Below are 19495 nucleotides of genomic sequence, written 5' to 3'. Positions count from 1 at the left end.
GCCGGCGCCACCCCGCTTTCGTCCGGGCCGGAGGGCCGGGGGCCGGAGGGCCGGGGCGGGGCGGCCGGCTCAGGCAGAGGCGGCGGGCTCGGCAGCCTCGATGTCCTCCGGCTCGTCGGTCGCCGGGCCGCGCTCGCGGATGAGGAACCCGAAGCCGAAGGCGATGAAGAACATGAGCACGCCGTAGACGGCGGCGGGCAGGCTGAGCTCGACCGAGCCCAGCACGGTCTGCGCGATCACGATGGCGAGCGTCGCGTTGTGGATGCCGATCTCGAACGAGGCGGCGATGGCCTGACGCTTGCCGACCTTGAGCAGGCGCGGCACCAGGTAGCCGACCGTGAGGCTGATCAGGCAGAACACGATCGTGATGAGCGCGAGGCGCGCGAAGTTCTCGACCAGCAGTTCCCAGTTCGACGCCACGGCGCCCGCGATCACGACGACCAGGATGATGACCGACGCGATGCGCACGGGCTTGTCCATCGCCTTGGCGAACGCCGGCCAGAAGCGACGCACGACCATGCCGATCGCGACGGGCACGAGCACGATCGCGAAGACCTCCAGCACCTTCGACCACTGCATGCCCAGCTGGCTGTCGAAGGGGTCGAAGTAGATGATCGCGAAGTTCGTGATGAGGGGCAGCGTCACGACCGAGATCACGGAGTTCACGGCGGTGAGCGAGATGTTCAGGGCGACGTCGCCGCGGAACAGGTGGCTGTACAGATTCGCGGTCGTGCCGCCCGGAGAGGCGGCGAGCATCATCATGCCGACGGCCAGCACCGGGGGCAGCTGGAACGCCAGGACCAGCCCGAAGCAGATCGCGGGCAGCAGGACCAGCTGGCACAGCAGTGCGACGATCACCGCCTTCGGCTGCTTCAGCACCCGGGCGAAGTCTCTGAGGGTGAGGCTCAGGCCGAGGCCGAACATGATGATGCCGAGGGCCACGGGCAGGCCGATGGTGGTCAACGCTGACATGGCACTCAGTGTGCCGGATGCCGCGACCCCGTGTCACGCACCTGTGGAAACGCCGCTCGTCACCAGCCCAGGCGCGCGGCGACCGCATCGGCCGCCCGGCTCGGGAAGTCGCTCCATCCCGGCTCGAGGATCTCGCGCGTCAGGGCGAAGATCGCACGGGCCGCATCCTCGGCCGGCCGGGCCGAGGCATCCGCGATCCGCCCCGCCCACTCGGGGAAGTCGCGCTCGAACCGGCGCATCGGGTCGATGGTGTCGCGCAGCGACGTCGAGACGTCGGCGAATCTGCCCCGGATCGCCCGCACGAGCTGCTGCACCGCCCACTGCCGGATGAACAGCCCGCCGTTCAGCACCTCGCCGCGACGCACGCGTCCCACGCCGATGAGGAGCTTCACCAGCACGAGCCGCGTGTCGTTCATGGGATCGAACCGGTCCCCCGCCGCCGCACGCTCCCGCGATTCCGCAATGAGCCTGGCCGTCGTGCCCTCCGCGTCGTCGACGACCACGGTGGCGTCGCCGGCGAGCGCACCCGCGAGCTCCGCGGCATCCGAGTAGGCGAACTCGAACACGTGCCCGTCGTCGTAAACCGCCGCGAATCCGATCTCCCCCTCACGCGCGGTGAGCACGACGCGCTCGGGATCGGGGAGCCACGAGAGGTCCGGCCTCAGCCGGGACCCTCGGCCGTGCTCGGTGATCGCGAAGAAGTCGTGGTCCGACCACTCGTCGCGGCGAGCGGATGCCTCGTCCGACGCCGAGCCGAGCAGCACGAGCCCGATCAGCCCGTCGGTGCGGCGCACGCCGTCGGCGAGCGCGGCGCTGAGCTCGTCGAAGCGCTCCGGCGACGTCACTGCGCCTTGACCTCGTCGGCGGGCGTCGACTCGTCGCCACTGACGACGCCGCGCGAGACCTCGGCGGGTTCGACGTCGGTGACGGGGCCGGCGACCGGCACACCCACCCCGGGGAGCGCCCACACCGCGAACGCCGGACCCTCCGCCGACAGCACGACCGCACCGTCGTCGGCGACGGCGAGGGTCGCATCGCCGAAGAGCGCACGGGCCGATGCCGCGCCCGGCAGCACGACGGCGTCGAGCGCGGCATCCGCATCGCCACGCGTCGCGAGCACCAGCAGTGTCTCGTCGGCCGACTCGCGCACGAACACGACCGTCTCATCGTCGACGTGGATCCAGCGGAACCCTCCCGTGTGCAGCACGGGGTGGGCGTTGCGCAGGCCGATCAGGTCGCGGTACAGCGCGAGGCGCTCCGCGACCGCGGGCTCGCCCTCGGTTCCCCACGGCATGGGGGTGCGGCTCAGCTCGCCGTCGGCGCCGGTCAGGCCGAACTCGTCGCCGGCGAACACGACCGGCAGGCCCGGCATCGTCATCGACAGGCCGATCGCGACCGGAACGGCTCCGGGCGCGGCATTCGTCGCGAAGCGGGCGGTGTCGTGCGTGTCGAGGGGCTGCATGTTGCCCAGCCGCACGCGCCACGGGATGCCGGCGGTGAAGCGCGTGACGGCGTCGGCGAACTCGCGCGCGGTGTAGCGCGGGATGCCGCCGATCGGCTGCCCGAAGAACCACGACTCGGTCAGCTCCCGGCCGTCCGCGTCGAGGTAGGGCACGCCGGTCGGCTCGCTGAGCCACCCCCACAGCGGGCGCGTGAACGACGGATAGGTCATCGCACCGTGCCAGCCGTCGCCCTGAAGGTCGCTCGCCGCGTCGTTCGTCGACTCGCCGAGCAGGATCGTGTCGGGGTTGATCTCGAGCATCGTCTCGCGCAGCAGCTGCCGCACCTCGTCGTTGAGGTCGACGGTGCCGAGGCGGCCGGTCATGTTCGCGACGTCGATGCGCCAGCCGTCCGCGCTGTACGGCGGATTGAGCCACTTCGCGACGACCGAGTCCTCACCCGAGACGAACCGGCGGCGCAGCTCGTCCGACGACCAGTCGAACTTCGGCAGGCTCGCGTAGCCCAGCCACGACACGTACTGCGTGTTCGCGTCGTCCGTGAAGTAGTAGAAGTCCTCCTCGGGCGCGCCTGGATGACCCAGCGCCGCCCGGAACCATTCGTGGCTGTCACCCGAGTGATTGCTGGTGAGATCGCCGATGACCCGGATGCCGCGCGCATGCGCGGCCTCGACGAGCCGCACGTACGCCTCGTCGCCGCCGAGCAGCGGGTCGATGCGGTCGAAGCTCCCGGCGTCGTAGCGGTGGTTGGACTCCGCCGGGAACACCGGGGTCAGGTAGAGCAGCGTCACCCCGAGCGACACGAGGTGGTCGAGCTTCTCGACGATGCCCGGCAGGTCGCCGCCGTAGAACTGCTGCGAGCGCGCAGGCATCACGGCGTCGACGGGGTCGGACCACTCCGCGGGGATCGCCCACTCCGGCGTCGGGTGGGCGTCGGCCTGCGCCGATCGCGCGAACCGATCGGGGAACACCTGGTACATCACCGACTCGTTCAGCCACGCCGGCGGTGCCGGGTAGGCGACCAGCGCGAAGTCCTCCGCATCCAGCGTCTCGATGCGGTGCAGGCCCGTCTGATTCAGCCACTCGACGCGCCCGTCGGCGTGCTGCAGCATCCAGCGGTAGCCGTGCCGCGGGTTGCGCACCGTCACCGGTGCCTCCCACCACTCCCAGCCGCCGCTCTCGCCGAGCAGGACCGCATCCGTCCACTCCGGCTCATGGTCGGGGTTCGAGCGCGTGCGGATCGACGTGACCGGCCCGTAGCCGACCGGCACGCGCAGGCGCACCGCGACGACGTCGCCGAGCGCGGGCGCGGGGTCCGACACGTACAGCGCGGAGCCGTCGTGGTGGGGAGCGAGGGTCATGACATGCCTTTCGAACGGTCGGCAGCGCGCGCCGCCGGATGCGACGTGGTTGCACGGCCGAAGCCATGACAGAGCCCTTGAGTTATGGATTCAGGATGCCGCGGCCCGCGGCATCCGTCTACTTGACGCTGCCGGCGATCAGGCCGCCGGCGATGTACCGCTGGAGCAGGAGGAAGAGGATCATGACGGGCAGCGCGGCGAGCACTGCACCGGCCGCGAAGATGCCCCAGTTCTGCGACTGGAAGCCCGAGATCAGCTGGTAGAGGCCGATCGCGAGGGTCTGGTCGCGGGGGTCCGTCAGCAGCACGCTCGCGATGGCGAACTCGCCGATGAATCCGATGAAGCTCAACAGACCGATGACCGCGAGGATCGGCGTGACCAGCGGCAGCATGATCGTGAAGAACACGCGCGCGTGCCCGGCGCCGTCGATCTTGGCCGCCTCGTCGATGGCCGTGGGGATGGTGTTGAAGAACCCGTACATCAGGAAGATGTTCACGCCGAGGGCGCCACCGAGGTAGACCATGATCAAGCCGGCGTGCGTGCCGAGGCCGACCGCGGGGAAGACGTCGGTGATCCAGATCATCGTGAGGAAGATCGCCACGATCATGAGCAGCTGGGGGAACATCTGCAGGATCAGCAGACCCAGGAGTCCGGTGCGACGGCCCTTGAAGCGCATGCGCGAGAACGCGTAGGCGCCCATGGCGCACAGCAGCACGGTCGCGAGGCTGGACACGACCGAGATGACGAGCGCGTTCCAGTACCACGTGACGTAGATGCCGCCGTCGCGCGTCAGAATCTCGGTGTAGTTGTCGAGGGAGAACTGACGGAACAGCTGATTCGAGCCGGTCAGCGTGCCGATCGGGTTGAGCGAGGCCGAGAGCACGTAGGCGAGCGGCAGCAGCGCGAAGATGATCGCGGCGATGCCGACGAGGTGTCGCCACCCCTTGTCGACGAACCACCTGCCGAACGGCTGGCGCTTCTGGCCCGGAACGTGCTTGGGCGGCTTCGCGGCGAACTCCGAGATGCCGGCCATGGTGGTCACGCCGTCGGCGCGGCCCAGACGGTTCTCGAGGAGCTGGTCCTCTTTGATCTGGCGATCGATGGAGTCGGACATCAGTGCAGATCCTCCAGTGCCTTCGTCTGTCGGAACGAGATCGCGGCGATGATCGCGACGATGATGAAGATGAGGATCGACAGGGCGCTCGCGAGGCCGTAGTCGCGGCCGCCGCCGCTGCCGAACGCGATCTTGTAGACCATCGTGATCATGATGTCGGTCGCGCCGACGGGCAGCGTCGTGTCGGGGAACCTCGGGTTTCCGCCGGTGAGCATGAAGATCACGGCGAAGTTGTTGAAGTTGAACGCGAACGTGGCGATCAGCAGCGGGACGACAGCCACGAACAGCAGCGGGAGCTTGATGGAGCGGAAGATGCGCCACGCGCCTGCGCCGTCCATCTTCGCCGCCTCGATCACGTCGTCGGGGAGGGACTGCAGCGCGCCCGTGCACACGAGGAACATGTACGCGTAGCCGAGCCACATGTTGACCAGCAGCACGCTCAATCGCGCCAGCCACGGATCACTCAGCCACGGGATGTTCGCGCCGCCGAAGAGCACTTCGTTGATGAAGCCGAACTCCTGGTTCAGCATGCCCGCCCACACCAGACCCGTCAGGTAGGTCGGGAAGGCATACGGCAGGATCACGAGGATGCGGTAGATCTTCTTGCCGCGGAGCGTCGGGTGGTTGAAGACGATCGCAAGGAAGAGTCCCAGCGCGAAGCAGAGCAGCGTCGAGAAGAAGGCGAATGCGAACGTCCAGATCGTGACGCGGATGAGCGGGTCGCGGATCTGCTCGTTGGTGAACGCGAACGCGTAGTTGTCGAAGCCGATGACGACACGCCACCCGGGCGTCAGGGTGTCGCCGTCCTCGGCGCGGAAGTTGCCCTCGCCGTCGTCGACGTAGGTGGCGCCGGTCGCGGTGTCGGTGAACGTGTCAGCGGCCTCGTCGTACTCCAGGGTGGACGTGAAGACGAAAGCAGTGGTGCCGTCGGGGGTGCGGAGCGTGCCGTCGTTGATGTCGTCGGACACCTGCACGTTGAGCGCGAGCACCTCGTCCTGGAAGCGGAGCACCTGGTTGAGGTTCAGCTTCTCCCAGCCGTCGGGAGCGCTCGAGGCGTCTTCCAGGGGCTGCTCATTCGTGCCGAACGCGGTGCCGCCGCCGGGCTCGGCGACGAGCATGCCGAACTGGTCCGCCTGCTTGTATACCTCGACCGCATACGTCGGCGAGTCCGGGACGCGTTCCTGCGAGGTGCGGACGATCTGCGCGATCGCATCCTCTTTGGTGCTGTTATGCGCGTCGCCGTAGTTCGTGAAGGAGATGTAGCCGGTGTACAGGATCACGAAGACCTGGAAGATGGCGAGGAAGAACAGGCCGGGCGTGAGGTACTTCCCCGGGAGCACACCGGGCTTCAGGTAGATGTAGTTGATGAGGCCGACGACGGCGACGAGGAGGACCGCGGCGATCCAGTCGCCCTTGCCGATGAGGACGTAGAGGCCGAACACGGCGAGGGCGTCGATGATGCCGAGCAGCACCACCTTGATGACGAGGGCCAGCATGCCGCCGCTCGTGAGCTTGCGCTGGGGGCCGAACTCGGGCGCTCCGCCCCGGGGCCGCTTGGGGGGCCGCTTCGAAGGCGGTGCCTCGGTCTTCACGTCAGCCATGGACGCTCCCTCTTCGCAGTGTCAGGGTCAGGGTAGAAGGAAGGGCGGGGCTCCCGGAAGAGCCCCGCCCGCAGCTCGATCGATCAGCCGTCGATGCTGGCCTGGACGTTGCCGGCGGCAGTCGTCCAGATCTCGGCGGGCTCGCCGCCCTCACCCTTGATGATCTGCAGCTCGGCGTTGCCCCAGTCGGACCACACCGAACCCATCTCGGGGATGGCCGGCATCGGAGCACCGGTCTGGCCGATGGCGCCGAAAGCAGCCACGTCGGGGTCGTCAGCCGAAGCGGCCTCGTACGCCGAGATCAGTGCCGGCGGGCGACCGCCGACCTCGAACAGGCTCAGCTGGGCATCTTCGGTGCTGAGGTAGTTGACGATGTAGTTCGTCGCCGCGAGCGCGTTGGTGGACTTGCTCGAGAGGAAGAACGCGTTGACACCGACGAAGGGCTTGGCCTCTTCGCCACCGGCGCTCGGAAGCGGGTCGATGGCGTAGTTGATGCCGCCCTCGGCGATCGCGGGGATGTTCCACGGGCCGGTCAGGTAGTAGGGCGACTGGCCGGCGATGAAGAACTCACGCGCCTTGTCGCCGTCGATGTTGGCGTTGAAGACGCCCGTGCCCGCGGCACCCTGGGTGCCGAGCCACGTCGCGAACTCCTGGCCCGCCTCGTCGCCGAGCACGAGCTGCGACGAGTCGTAGCTGCCGTCGGCGTTCTGGGCGAAGACCTGCGAGCCGAACGACGTCTGGAACGGGTACAGGTGGTACGGGTCGCCCTGCTCGGGCGAGAGGCCCACGAGGAACGGGTACTCGGTGTTCGCGGCCTGGCCGTTGGCGATGACCTCGTCGTAGGTCTCAGCCGGCTCCGCGACGAGGTCGACGTTGCGGACGAGGGCCACGTTCTCGACCGAGTACGGGACGCCGTAGACCTTGCCGTCGTAGGTGACGGCGGCGAGGGATGCCTCGCTGAAGCCCTCGGCGACATCGCCGAGCTCGAGCGGAGCGACCACGCCGGCGGCGTAGTACGCGCCGAGCTTGTCGTGGGGGCTGACGATCACGTCGGGGCCCTTGCCGGTGGGGACCTGGCTGATGAAGTCCTGGTCGACCGTGGCGAAGTCCTTCGTCACGAGCTTGACCTCGATGCCGGTCTCTTCCGTGAACTGCTCCGAGATCGGCTCGAGCGCGGGCTTGCGCTCGATGTCGACCCAGACGGTGATGGGGGTCGTGTCAGCGTTGTCGCCGCCGTTGTCGCCGCCGTTGTCTCCGCTGCCGCTTGCGCAGCCGGAGAGAACGAGCGCGCCGCCGGCGATGAACGCGCTGATCGCGAGCGCGCTCTTCTTGTTCACCTTCATCGGTGTGTGCCTCTCTAAATGCTGTCGGGAGATGTCCGGCCGGGGCCGGCGCCAAGCACCGTCGAAGGCCGTTCTTCCGCTCGCAGAAACTGCAAGCGCTTACATTGTTACCACGATCGGCCGGAAACGCAACCTGTGATTGAAGCGATCGATACGACTTCGTGACTTCCGGATATCGCGGATCGACCGCGAAATCTCGGAATCTGCAAGCGCTTCCAAGTCGGTTCCCGCCTTCGCTGCGCCGGAGGCGCCCGGATAGACTGCCCGCTATGGCCGATTCTTCGTTCGACATCGTCAGCAAGGTTGATCACCAGGAGGCGGAGAACGCCCTCAATCAGGCGCGCAAGGAGATCGAGCAGCGCTACGACTTCAAGGGCACGGGCGCTTCGGTCGAGTGGAGCGGCGAATCCGTTCTCATCAAGGCGAGCACCGAAGAGCGCGCGAAGGCCGTTCTCGACGTCTTCCAGTCGAAGCTGATCAAGCGCGGCATCTCGCTCAAGAGCCTCGAGTCGGGCGAGCCGTTCGCGAGCGGCAAGGAATTCCGGATCGTCTCGACGATCAAGGACGGCATCTCGTCCGAGAACGCCAAGAAGATCTCGAAGATCATCCGCGACGAGGGCCCCAAGTCGGTCAAGTCGCAGATCCAGGGCGACGAGCTGCGCGTGCAGTCCAAAAGCCGCGACGACCTCCAGGAGGTCCAGCGCCTGCTCAAGGCTGCCGACCTCGACGTCGACCTCCAGTTCGTCAACTACCGCTGACCCGGGTCCCTCGCCCGGCGTTGTGCGCCGGCGCTACTCCGCATCGCGCAGGTGCGCTCCGGCGCCGACCGCGTACGCCTCGCGCAGCCAGCCGATGAACTCGTCGTCGATGTCGGCCGAGGTCGTGAGCCGGAAATGGTGCACGAACAGTCGCTTCGTGTACGGCGAGACGGTGGTGATGCGCGGGTCGCTCACTTCCCGCTGCAGATCGAGGTACCCGCGGACGCCGTGCCTGTCGGGACGCACACCCGCGAAGCCGCGCCGCTCGCCCTTCAACGTGATCGAGGACTTGCTGACCGCGTAGGTGAACGGGCCGATGCGCTCCACGGCCGCGATGACCTGCCGGTAGAGCTCGACCGCGAACTCGGGCTGACCGTCGACATGACGCTCGATCGTCCACTCGGCATCGTCGCTGTGCTCTGCCATCGGCCCACCGTGCCGCACGCATCGACGACCGCGCAAGAGCGGCGTGTGTCAGACGCGCGCCCGGTGAGTGCGCGGGAAGAGCAGGACCGCCAGCCCGAGCGCGACGGCGAGGCCGGTGAACTGGGCAGCGATGAACGTGAGGGCCGAGGCGGGCGCGATGCCGGCGAAGGTGTCGGTGAAGATGCGGCCGACGGTCACCGCAGGGTTGGCGAACGACGTGGAGCTGGTGAACCAATAGGCCGCACCGATGTACGCGCCCACAGCGACGGCGATCACGGGGACGCTGCGGCCGGCGCGCGTCAGTCCGATGATCAGGAGGACCAGTCCGGCGGTTGCAACGATCTCCGCGAGGAACGTGGCGGGTGTCGCTCGCTCGGTCGTCGAGATGGCGGTCCCGGTGCCGAACATGGCATTCGCGAGCACCGCCCCGCCGATCGCGCCCGCGACCTGCGCGCCGGCATAGGCGGCCAGGTAAATCTGGGAAAGACCGGTCCGGTCTCGTCGACCCAGTACGACGTCGGCCAGCGAGACGACGGGGTTGAAGTGCGCCTCGGACACCGGCGCGAAGAGCAGGATCAGCACCCCCAGTTCGAGGGCCGTGGCGAAGGCGTTCTCGAGCAGCTGCAGCCCCGCGTCGGTCGACAGTCGTTGCGCGGCGATCCCGGAGCCGACGACGACGGCCACGAGAAGGGCCGTCCCGAGGAACTCTGCGAGCGCTCGTCGCCACAGCGGCGTCTGCGACAGCGCAGGCCTGTCGACGGTCACCGGCCGGCGATCGCTCTCACGACCGCCCCGCCGACGGGGCGAGCTCATCGATGAGCACCTCGACGCGAGCACGGATCTCGTCACGGATGCGACGTACCGTGTCGGCATCCTGCCCGGCCGGATCGTCGAGCTGCCAGTCCTCGTACCGCTTGCCGGGGAAGATCGGGCATGCGTCGCCGCAGCCCATGGTGATCACGACGTCCGATTCCCGCACCGCGTCGACGGTGAGCAGCTTCGGGGAGTTGCCGGCGATGTCGATGCCCTCCTCGGCCATCGCCCCCACGGCGAGGGAGTTGATCCGGTCCTTCGGCTCGGATCCTGCGGACAGCACATCGATACGGTCGCCGGCGAGTGCTTCGAGATACCCGGCGGCCATCTGCGAGCGCCCGGCGTTGTGGACGCAGACGAAAAGGACGGTGGGCTTGTCGGTCACGTCGACCTCGCTTTCTCTCGAAGAAAGCATAGACGCTCATCTATCAATCAAGAAGTCGCGACAGTCGACGGAGGGAAGAGCTCGCCGAGCAGAGTACGCACGCGTCCGTCGATGTCATCGCGGATGCGACGGACGGTCGCCAGCGGCTGATCCACGGGGTCCTGCAGATCCCAATCGAGGTAGCGCCTCCCCGGGTAGATGGGGCACGCATCGCCGCAGCCCATGGTGACGACCACATCGGCCGCCCGGACGGCGTCGTCGGTCAGCGGCTTCGGGAACTCGCCGCCGACCAACACGCCGATCTCATCGAGAGCCGCCACGATCGCCGGGCGGACGTCGACCGTCGGGGCCGAGCCGGCGGTGCGAACGATCACACGATCGCCTGCCAGCTGCCTCAGGATGCCCGCCGCGAGCTGAGACCGCCCCGCGTTCTGGACGCACACGAACAGCACCGTCGGCACAGCGGGGTCGGGATGCGCGGACCGCTCCAGATCGTCGAGACGAGAAGCGGCGAACGCTGCGGCCCGGGACGCCAGCAGCGGACCGGCGCCGCGCTCGGCGAGGAGTTCGCGGCTCTCGAGGACGTGCCGGGCGACCGTCTCGCGGCCGAACGTGCCCGCGAAGCGTGCCGTGAGAGCGTCGATGATCCGCTCCCAGTCCGACTCCGCGGCCGACCCGGATGCCGTTCCGAGCAGCGCCGCGACACGCGCCTGCTGGTCGGGGTGCAGGGAGTACCAGACGCGGCGACCCTCTCGCTCGCGGACGACGACCCCTTCGGAGTGGAGGACCGACATGTGATGGCTGACCGTCGGCTGCCGGAGGCCCAGCTGCTCCGCAAGCTTTCCCACCAGCGCCCGCCCGTCGACTGATGCCCCGATGAGCTGCAGGATCCGCGTGCGCGTGGGGTCTGCGAGCGCGGGCAGACCGGTGCTCCCCTCGTGCGAAGCCATAGATCAGAGTCTATGTCTTGTGACACCGCGAACTCTCCGCAGGCACACGCACCGCCCTCGGTCAAGACGTTGCCGTTCCCGTCCTGATCGACTGCAGTGGCGATCATGCGGTCTGACTCTGAGGCGTATCGGGTGCTGGTCATCGGCGGCGGGAACGGAGGCCTGTCGGTGGCGGGTCGCCTGCGGCGCAGCGGGGTCACGGAGATCGCGGTGGTCGAGCCGCGCACGCAGCACGTGTTCGCTCCCCTCCAGTCCCACGTCGCCGGCGGTGTCGCCCGCGCCTCGGAGGCGGTGCGGCCCCAGGCCGACGTCACCCCACGCGGAGTCGAGTGGATCAACGACGAGGTCGTCGGCGTCGACCCCCACGCGCTCACGGTATCCCTCCGATCGGGGCGCACCGTGAGCTACGACCACCTGATCGTGACGGCCGGACTCGAGACCCGGTACGACGCCGTTCCCGGCCTGGGTGACGCGATGGACACGCCGACCGGGCTGTCGAGCTACACGTACGCCCTCGCCGCGAAGGCGTCCCCCGCTCTGCGGGATCTCCGCGGCGGAACGGTCGTCTTCGTGCAGCAGCCCGAACCCGCGTCCGCGGCGGGCGTCGCACAGAAGCCCATGTACCTCGCATGCGACTGGTGGCGCTCGCAGGGCGTTCTCGACGACATCCGCGTCGTGTTCGTGTGCCCCGAGCCCTCCGCCTTCCACATCCCCGCGATCAGCGACGAGCTTCAACGCAAACTCGACGAGTACGGCATCGAGACGCACTTCGACTCCGATCTCATCGAGGTGAGGCCCGGACGGAAGGAGGTCGTCATCGGCCGGGGTCCCGTCACGCAGACGATCGGCTACGACCTGCTGCACGCCGCGCCCCCGCAGTCGCCGCCGGACTGGATCGCGGCATCCGGTCTCTCTGACCCGGCGGATCCCCACGGGTTCGTCGACAACGACCCCGAGACGTTCCGTTCCCGCCGCTACGACACTGTCTGGGCTCTCGGCGACGCGGCCACCGTCCGCACGCTGCGCTCCGGTGGTGCGATCCGCAAGCAGGCGAAGATCCTCGCCGGGAACCTCGTCGACGCCCTCGGCGGCGCGACGCCGTCCGGCCGCTACGACGGCTACTCTGTCTGCCCGATCACCGTCAGCCGCAACACGGTCGTCTTCGCCGAGTTCGACGGCACGGGCCGGCTCGCGCCCACTGTTCCCGGCTGGAAGACGCTCTACCGCGAGCGCCGGCTCTCGTACTTCTTCGACCGGCGTGTGCTGCCCTGGGTCTACTGGCATCTCATCCTGCAAGGTCGCGCGTAGCGAGGCATCCGCTCGCCTGATCGGTGCCGTCCTCCCTGGCGCCGAGCCCGGATGCGGGTGGACAATGAGCCATGGCGGTCGACGAGCCCGTCGGCGATGCGGCCGACGAGTCGCCCTCAGCGCCGGGCGCAGCCGAGTCCGACGCCGTGCTGGCGCGCCGCGCGCAGATGCTCGCCACCGAGCACTGGGGGCTGCTGGCCGCTCGCGGCACCGCGCAGAGCGAGGTGCTCACCCGCATCACGATCTTCCTCACGCTCGTGTCGGCCGGGCTGGTCACGATCGGCCTCCTCGGACAGGCGACCGCCTTCGACGGCTGGTTCGCGGGGGCCGCCCTCGCGATCCTCGCGTTCCTCGCCCTCGTCGGCCTGATGACGCAGATGCGCGTGTTCAACGTCGCCGAGGAAGACCTCATGTACGTCGTCGCGATGAACCGCCTGCGCGGCGCGTACGTCGACCTCGATCCGCCGATCGAGCGCTACTTCCTGGCCGCGATCGCCGATGACATGGGTGGCTCGCAGCGCACGTACTCATTCCTGCGCACCCGGGGCTTCAGCCACCTGTTCGGCAGCTCGTTCATGCTCATCATCGTCGTCAACGCCTGCGTGCTCGGCCTGCTGGCCGGCAGCGTCGTCGTGGCGTCCGGCGGCGGGATCGGATGGGCCATCGCCGCGGGCGTGGCGGTGGGAGCCGCGCTCATCATCGCCTTCGCGCGGTACGGGTTCTGGACATACCGCGAGGCGTGGCGCAACCACCGGCCGCTGCGGACGACGCCCGATGCTGCCAGCGCGGCATCCGCCGTCCCGGGCCCCGGAACACGTCGTGGCCTGCGCGCCCGCTCAGGACCGTCCTGACCGGGACCGCCGGCCTCAGTCGAGCAGCACGATCTCGACCCGTCGGTTGAGCTGGCGCGCCGCGGGGTCGTCGGAGCCGTCGGGCAGAGTCTCCGCGCGCAGCGGCTCGGTCTCGCCCAGCCCTCGGGCCGCGAGGGAGTCGCTCGCGACACCGGCTTGCACGAGCAGGTCTCGGACCACCGTCGCCCGACGCTCCGACAGCTCGCGGTTGTACTCGGCTTCACCCACCTGATCGCTGTGCCCGTTGACCTGGGCTCGCGGCGATCCGAGGGCCACGAGGAGCGCCGCGACGCGCTGCAGATGCTCCTGTCCCTCCTGCTGCACGGTCGCGCTGTCGAAGCCGAACAGCACGTTGGAGTCGAGGCGGATGACCGTGCCGCAGACGGTTCCGGTCGGCTCGAGCACCTCGATGCGCGGCACGGGAGGGAACAGCGGCATGCCGTCGGCGAGCGTCTCGGCGACGACGGCGATCTCGTCGTCGGTGCCGTCGCCGAACGCCTCGCCGTCGGCGGACAGCGAGACGCGGACGCTGCCGTCGTCGTAGCCGCCCGCGCCGGACGCATCCACCCAGATCCGCGACTCGTCGTCGGTGTAGGTGCCCGAGCCGTCCGCACGCACCGTGTAGCGCCGGTCACCGCTTTCGTAGGTGCCCGACCCGTCCGACGACACCGACAGCCGCGTCTCCCCGTCGTCGTACACGCCCGAGCCGTCGGCGAGGACGGCGATGTGCACCCCCGGCGCGTCGTATACGCCCGTGCCGTCGCCCGCGACGGTGATGTCGACCGTGCCGTCGTCGTAGTTCTGCGCGCCGCTGACCGCGGATGCGCCCGCGTCGGCCGCCCCGGCATCGCCGGCCTCGGTGCAGCGTGCGTCGAGGACGGCGATGCCCTGGTAGAGGCCCGGATCCAGCTCGAGCTCGTCTGCGATCCGCTGATTCGCGTCGGTCGAGAGCAGCGAGGTGGGGATGCTGAAGCTCGGCATCGGGGGGACGGTCAGCAGCGCCCGCACCTGCTGTTCGAACGCGTCGAGGTCGCGCGGGGGCTCGGCCGTCCCGGTCGGGGCGGGATCGACGGGGGTCCCGTCGACGGGGGCGGCGCAGCCGCTGACGGCGAGGCCGAGTGCGGCGAGGACGATCGCGGACGTGACGATCGCGGGAAGTCGTGGCATCGGCTCGTGGCACTCTCAACGTGGCGGGTGGACGGTCGAGGACGTGGTGCGCTCCTGCGCCTCAGGCTAGCCGGTACCGGCCAGCCGAGGTCACCGCAGCGTGCGCACCCACCGTCCCGTCTCCCGGTACGCGTGCGCCCGGGGCTCCGGCGCCGACAGGAACACGTCGTGGATCGCGCCGTCGATCCGGGCGATCGTGACGAGGGCGCCGATGCGCGTCGCGCTCCGGGCGATGTCGTCCACCACGAGCACGGAGTCGGTCGAGGTCATCGTGTCGTTCCAGGCGATGGGCGGGGTCGACCGCGCCGACAGCAGCACGAGGACAGGGCATCCGACCTCCACCCCCGCCGCGATGCGCCGATGTCCGTCGAGGATCGCCGCGAGCCATCCCGGCCTCGTCGCGAACCCCCGCTCGGGCCGCCAGTCGGGGCGGTCGACCGGCAGCGGCAGTGCCCCCAGCTCGGTCTGCGCCCTCGTGTAGAACCCGAGGTCGACGACGGGCTGGGTGCCGCGCGGGTCGAACCGCGCACGGGCGCTCACGAGGGGTGCGATCGCCTGGCGGCCGACCGCACCGAACTGGAACTCGAGCCACGGGCTGTTGAGCACGAGCGCGCTCGCGCGGCCGGGGTGCCGCGCGGCCCACAGCGTCAGGGTCAGGCCGCCCGTCGAGTGACCGAGGAGGAACAGGCGACGACGGGGCGCGGCATCCGCTCCCTGCCCGATGGCGGCGAGCGCCGCCTCGATGTCGAGGTCGTAGTCGTCGAGGGAGTCGATGTAGCCGGGGACGTTGTCGGGGCGCAGGCTGCGGCCGTACCGGCGGAGGTCGAGCGCGTGGAAGCGCGCGCCCAGTCCGATCCAGAACCGGGCGAGCTCCGCCTGGAAGAAGAAGTCGGACCAGCCGTGCACGTACAGCACGTCGACGTCCCGCAGCGGCGCGACGAGCGCGGTGACCGGGTTCGGCAGCAGACGCACCACGGTGGCCGCCAGCGGACCGTGCACACCGTCGACGCCGAGCTCGAGCGTCAGCTGCTCGAACGGCTTCCCGAGGATGTCGGGGACCCACTGCCCGGCCATGGCCCGAGCCTAGCGACGCCTGTGCGCCGGCCGCCGAGGCGGGCGGTGCGGCGCTCAGTCGCGCGAGATCGTCACCATCTCGTCGCGCGGCACGACCTTGATGCGCGCCCGCCCGTGCGGGGCGCCGAGCGCCATCTCGTGCTCGTCGAGGCGGTGCCAGCCGTCGAGGTCGGTCCAGATCACCCCGCGCTGGGCGAGCAGCGCCGGGATCGCGTCCTCCGACGGGTCGGCCGGCTGCCACCAGGAGCCCTGGTCGTTGATGACGTGGCGGATCGTCTCCATCGCATCGGACTTCGTGTGGCCGATGAGGCCGACGGGTCCGCGCTTGATCCAGCCCGTCGCGTAGACGCCGGGGACGCGCTCGTTCGACTCGCGCCGCAGCACCTGGCCCTCGTGGTTGGGGATCACGCCGTGGCGCTTGTCGAAGGGCACCCCGTCGAGCGGCGAGCCGAAATAGCCGACCGCACGGTAGATCGCCTGGATCGGGATCTCGCGCACCTCGCCCGTGCCGACCACGCCGCCCTCGCCGTCGGGGCGCGTGCGCTCGTACCGGATCGCGCTCACGCGGCCCTCGGGGTCTTTCACGACTTCGAGCGGCTTCGCATAGAAGTGCAGATGAAGGCGACGGGATGCCTGACCGCCGGCGTTGTTGACCGAATCGCGCTTGCGCCACGACTGCAGCACGCGGTCGATGACCATGACCTGCTTGTTGCTCGCGATCGCCGCCTTCGACGCCTCGTCGTAGTCGAAGTCCTCGTCGTAGACGACCATGTCGACGTCGCGCAGCTCCCCCAGCTCGCGCAGCTCGAGCGGCGTGAACTTCACCTGCGCCGGGCCGCGACGGCCGAACACGTGCACGTCGGTGACCGCGCTGGCGGCGAGGCCCGCGTGGACGTTGTCGGGGATCTCGGTGGGCAGAAGGTCTTCGGCGTGCTTGGCCAGCATGCGTGCGATGTCGAGGGCGACGTTGCCGTTGCCGATGACGGCGACGGACTCGGCGTCGAGCGGCCAGTCGCGCGGCACGTCGGGGTGCCCGTCGAACCAGCTGACGAAGTCGGCGGCGCCGTAGGAGCCCGCCGCGTCGATGCCGGGGATCGAGAGGTCGGCGTCACGGATCGCGCCGGTGGCGAAGATCACCGCGTTGTAGTGGTGCTTGAGGTCTTCGAGCGTGATGTCCTCACCGAACCGGACGTTGCCGAACAGGCGGATGTCGCCGCGGTCGAGCACCTCGCGAAGGGCCGTGATGATGCCCTTGATGCGCGGGTGGTCGGGCGCGACGCCGTAGCGCACCAGCCCGTACGGCGCCGGCAGCTGCTCGAACAGGTCGATCGAGACGTCGAACTTGCGCTCGGCCTTGAGCAGGATGTCGGCGGCGTAGATGCCGGCCGGCCCTGCGCCGACGATCGCCAGTCGGAGCTTGGTCATTGGAGTCCTTTCGGGTACTGCGAAGTCGGGATGCAGCGGTGCGGCGATCGCGTCAGCTCGAGCGGTCCGCGACGGCCTGAGCGAAGCGGGTCAGCGCCTCGCGCACCGGACCGTCGGGCAGCGGGGCGAGCGCCTCGACGGCCTCGCTGGACCAGGTGTTCGCAAGGTCGAGGGTGGCCTGGGTCGCGTCGTGCTCGCGGAGCTCGGCGAGCGCGTCGTCGAGGATCGCGGGGTCGGCGCCGTCGGCGATGCGGGCGACGCCCTCGTCGATGCGCTCGCGCAACTCGACCGCGCCGGCATCGGTGCGCTGGCCGAGCACGAGATACGGCATCGTGGGCACGCCGGCGCGCAAGTCGGTGCCGGGGACCTTGCCGGTCTCGTCGGGATCACCCGAGAGGTCGATCACATCGTCGAGCAGCTGGAAGGCCACACCCGCCTTCTCGCCGAAGGTCACCATCGCCTGCTCGAACTCGCGCGGGCCGTTCGAGAAGATCACGCCCGCCTGGGCGGCGGCGGCGATGAGCGAACCCGTCTTGTCGGACAGCACCTGCAGGTAGAACGCGACGCGGTCGTCGCCCTCCTGCGGCCCGACGGTCTCGTGCATCTGACCGAGCACGAGTCGCTCGAAGGTGTCGGCCTGCAGCTGGATCGCCGCGTCTCCGTGCCGGGCCATGATCTGGCTAGCGCGAGAGAACAGCAGGTCTCCGGTGAGGATGGCGACGTTGTTGCCCCAGATGGCATGCGCGCTGGGCACACCGCGGCGCTTGTCCGCGGCATCCATCACATCGTCGTGATACAGCGAGCCGAGGTGGGTCATCTCGAGGGCGGTGGCCCCGTCGATCACGCGGTCGTTCGCGCCCTCGCCGAGCTGCGACGTCAGCAGCGCGAGCATCGGGCGCACGCGCTTGCCCCCGGCGTCGTACAGGTAGCGGCTCGTCGCGTCGGCGAGCGCGTCGGCGACGCGCAGCTCGCGCTCGAGCGCGTCGTCCACGCGCTTCAGGCCCGCCTCGACCACGGAGAGGAGCTTGCGGGACCTCGGTCCCGCGAAGATGCGGTCGGTGAGGCCCAGCTTGCCCGCGATGCGCGAGCCCGGCGCTGAGGGAGTCACACGCCCAGCCTACCGGGGCCGGTGGACGGGGATCGCGGTGAGACGCTCAGTCGCGGTCCTGGGGCTTCGTCGCCCGGTGCAGCGCCACGATGCCCATGGAGAGGTTGCGGTGCGCGACGTCGGTCCAGCCCGCGTCGCGGATCCACGTCGACAGCGTGCGCTGGTCGGGCCAGTCGCGGATGGACTCGTTGAGGTAGTCGTACGCCTCGGCATTGGAGCTCATCGTCTTGGCGACGACGGGCAGCACACGGTCGTTGTAGAAGCGGTAGAGCCCGTTGAATACCGGCGACGGCGGATGCGAGAACTCGCACACGACGAGCCGGCCACCCGGCCGGGTCACACGCAGCAGCTCGGCGAGCGCCTTCTTCGGCTCGTTGACGTTGCGCAGCCCGAACGACATCGTCACCGTGTCGAACTCCGCGTCGGCGAAGGGCAGGTCGGTCGCGTCGGCCTGCACGAAGGACAGATTCCGGATGCCGCCGTGCCGGCGCTCCCCCTCGGCGATCATGCCAGGCGAGAAGTCCGCAGCGACGACCGTCGCGCCGCTGCGCGCGAGCGCGACGCTCGACGCGCCGGTGCCGGCCGCGAGATCGAGGATGCGCTGACCACGGCGCGGCGCGACCGCACGCGTGGTCGCCGCGCGCCAGAAGCGGTCGTTCCCCATGCTCAGCACGGTGTTCGTGCGGTCGTACGCGGGGGCGACCTGATCGAACATGCCGCTCACGCGGGACGGATCCTTGTGCAGGTCCGCGCGGTTCGGCTCGCGCTCGGAGGGGTGGGATGCCACACGACGAGTCTAGGCGCGCGGGGCCGTGAGGGATGCCCGGGTCACTCGAGCCCGAGCTCGGCGAGGCGCTGGAGCCAGGCATCCGTCGTGGCGTCGTCGAACGGCGCCGCGCGGGCGACGACTTTCGTCTCGAGGTCGGCGGCGAGCTGTTCGAGGTGCGTCACGACCTCGGCCGGATATCCGAGTTCGATGCGGTGCTCGTCCCACTCGTCCTGATCGTCGAGGTACACGCCGCGATCGGAACGCTCGACGACGTCGAGGTCCATGTCGATGCCGGTGGGCTCGGCGCCCGTCCAGCGCACGTCCCACGCGAGGTCGATGTAGACGCGCGTGCGATGGGGCGCCGCGTTGTGCGTGAACGTGTAGTCGCCGCTGGGCGGCATGAGGGTGACGTTCGGATGCTCCGGCCGGAACTCGCGCCCGGGGCGGGAGCTGTCCCATCCCGGCAGCTGGCCGAACCAGTCGCCCCAGCGGTCGCTGCCGAGGAAGACGCACTCGTGGATCCAATGCGGGCTGCCGTCCCACTTGCGCCAGCGGAACATGAGCCGGGTGCCCGGCTCGGGGCGCGCGGGGACGGCGTCGTCGCTCATCCCGC

Annotated in this window: 19 protein-coding genes; 3 read left to right on the top strand and 16 right to left on the bottom strand. The window is 69.6% G+C overall.

Annotated elements, in window-relative coordinates; translation table 11 throughout:
- Positions 1–69: 69 nt before the first annotated feature.
- The 6 genes from OB08_RS11465 to OB08_RS11440 form a co-directional block, all read right to left on the bottom strand.
- A complete protein-coding gene (locus tag OB08_RS11465; RefSeq protein WP_461474826.1) occupies positions 70–972 on the bottom strand; it encodes a bile acid:sodium symporter family protein in 903 nt (300 codons plus the stop codon).
- Between the two features lie 59 nt (positions 973–1031).
- Positions 1032–1817 carry a hypothetical protein gene (locus tag OB08_RS11460; protein WP_461474824.1) on the bottom strand — a complete coding sequence of 262 codons (786 nt, stop codon included), beginning with the start codon at positions 1815–1817 and terminating at the stop codon, positions 1032–1034.
- Entirely contained in the window at positions 1814–3790 is a 1977-nt protein-coding gene (locus OB08_RS11455) for a glycoside hydrolase family 13 protein (RefSeq protein ID WP_461474822.1), read from the bottom strand. The genes OB08_RS11460 and OB08_RS11455 overlap by 4 nt, the downstream gene beginning before the upstream one ends.
- Positions 3791–3908: 118 nt before the next feature.
- Positions 3909–4823: a sugar ABC transporter permease gene (locus tag OB08_RS11450; RefSeq protein ID WP_461474930.1), complete on the bottom strand. Its 915-nt coding sequence runs from the start codon at positions 4821–4823 to the stop codon at positions 3909–3911.
- An 80-nt stretch (positions 4824–4903) separates the two neighbouring features.
- Positions 4904–6505 (bottom strand): ABC transporter permease subunit, encoded by a 1602-nt coding sequence (locus OB08_RS11445; protein WP_461474820.1) that lies wholly within the window; start codon positions 6503–6505, stop codon positions 4904–4906.
- An 83-nt stretch (positions 6506–6588) separates the two neighbouring features.
- Positions 6589–7848, bottom strand: coding sequence for a sugar ABC transporter substrate-binding protein (locus tag OB08_RS11440; RefSeq protein WP_461474819.1), 1260 nt, complete (start codon positions 7846–7848; stop codon positions 6589–6591).
- A gap of 269 nt (positions 7849–8117) precedes the next feature.
- On the opposite strand from OB08_RS11440, the gene OB08_RS11435 reads away from it, so the two are divergent.
- Positions 8118–8606, top strand: coding sequence for a YajQ family cyclic di-GMP-binding protein (locus OB08_RS11435; RefSeq protein WP_461474817.1), 489 nt, complete (start codon positions 8118–8120; stop codon positions 8604–8606).
- A gap of 33 nt (positions 8607–8639) precedes the next feature.
- Here the strand turns inward: OB08_RS11435 and OB08_RS11430 are convergent, their stop codons facing one another.
- Genes OB08_RS11430 through OB08_RS11415 form a run of 4 tightly spaced genes read right to left on the bottom strand, consistent with a single transcriptional unit; the run spans position 8640 to position 11180 of the window.
- Positions 8640–9032, bottom strand: a complete 393-nt coding sequence (locus OB08_RS11430; protein WP_461474815.1) for a DUF5655 domain-containing protein — start codon at positions 9030–9032, stop codon at positions 8640–8642.
- Between the two features lie 48 nt (positions 9033–9080).
- On the bottom strand, positions 9081–9845 hold the full coding sequence (locus OB08_RS11425) for an aquaporin (RefSeq protein WP_461474813.1): 765 nt from the start codon (positions 9843–9845) through the stop codon (positions 9081–9083).
- A complete protein-coding gene (locus OB08_RS11420; protein WP_461474812.1) occupies positions 9814–10230 on the bottom strand; it encodes an arsenate reductase ArsC in 417 nt (138 codons plus the stop codon). The genes OB08_RS11425 and OB08_RS11420 overlap by 32 nt, the downstream gene beginning before the upstream one ends.
- A 47-nt stretch (positions 10231–10277) precedes the next feature.
- Complete coding sequence (locus OB08_RS11415; protein ID WP_461474810.1) at positions 10278–11180, bottom strand: metalloregulator ArsR/SmtB family transcription factor; 903 nt, start codon at positions 11178–11180, stop codon at positions 10278–10280.
- A gap of 105 nt (positions 11181–11285) precedes the next feature.
- Here OB08_RS11415 and OB08_RS11410 point away from each other — a divergent pair, with 105 nt between their 5' ends.
- Positions 11286–12488 (top strand): NAD(P)/FAD-dependent oxidoreductase, encoded by a 1203-nt coding sequence (locus OB08_RS11410; RefSeq protein WP_461474808.1) that lies wholly within the window; start codon positions 11286–11288, stop codon positions 12486–12488.
- A gap of 71 nt (positions 12489–12559) precedes the next feature.
- Complete coding sequence (locus tag OB08_RS11405; RefSeq protein WP_461474807.1) at positions 12560–13339, top strand: hypothetical protein; 780 nt, start codon at positions 12560–12562, stop codon at positions 13337–13339.
- A 15-nt stretch (positions 13340–13354) separates the two neighbouring features.
- Here the strand turns inward: OB08_RS11405 and OB08_RS11400 are convergent, their stop codons facing one another.
- The 6 genes from OB08_RS11400 to OB08_RS11375 form a co-directional block, all read right to left on the bottom strand.
- Entirely contained in the window at positions 13355–14506 is a 1152-nt protein-coding gene (locus tag OB08_RS11400) for an OmpA family protein (protein WP_461474805.1), read from the bottom strand.
- Positions 14507–14596: 90 nt separating this feature from the next.
- A complete protein-coding gene (locus tag OB08_RS11395; RefSeq protein ID WP_461474803.1) occupies positions 14597–15580 on the bottom strand; it encodes an alpha/beta hydrolase in 984 nt (327 codons plus the stop codon).
- A gap of 54 nt (positions 15581–15634) precedes the next feature.
- Positions 15635–17005, bottom strand: a complete 1371-nt coding sequence (locus OB08_RS11390; RefSeq protein ID WP_461474801.1) for an FAD-dependent oxidoreductase — start codon at positions 17003–17005, stop codon at positions 15635–15637.
- 52 nt (positions 17006–17057) lie between these two features.
- The gene (locus OB08_RS11385) at positions 17058–18113 is read right to left on the bottom strand and encodes a polyprenyl synthetase family protein (RefSeq protein ID WP_461474799.1); all 1056 of its coding nucleotides are present in this window, start codon (positions 18111–18113) and stop codon (positions 17058–17060) included.
- Positions 18114–18159: 46 nt separating this feature from the next.
- Positions 18160–18828, bottom strand: a complete 669-nt coding sequence (ubiE, locus tag OB08_RS11380) for a bifunctional demethylmenaquinone methyltransferase/2-methoxy-6-polyprenyl-1,4-benzoquinol methylase UbiE (protein ID WP_461474928.1) — start codon at positions 18826–18828, stop codon at positions 18160–18162.
- Between the two features lie 113 nt (positions 18829–18941).
- Positions 18942–19490, bottom strand: a complete 549-nt coding sequence (locus OB08_RS11375) for a DUF402 domain-containing protein (protein WP_461474797.1) — start codon at positions 19488–19490, stop codon at positions 18942–18944.
- Positions 19491–19495 lie beyond the last annotated feature (5 nt).

The organism is Microbacterium sp. HJ5, from assembly GCF_054824025.1.
The sequence above is the reverse complement of the archived record's forward strand: the minus strand, read 5'-3'. Positions and strand labels throughout refer to the sequence as shown.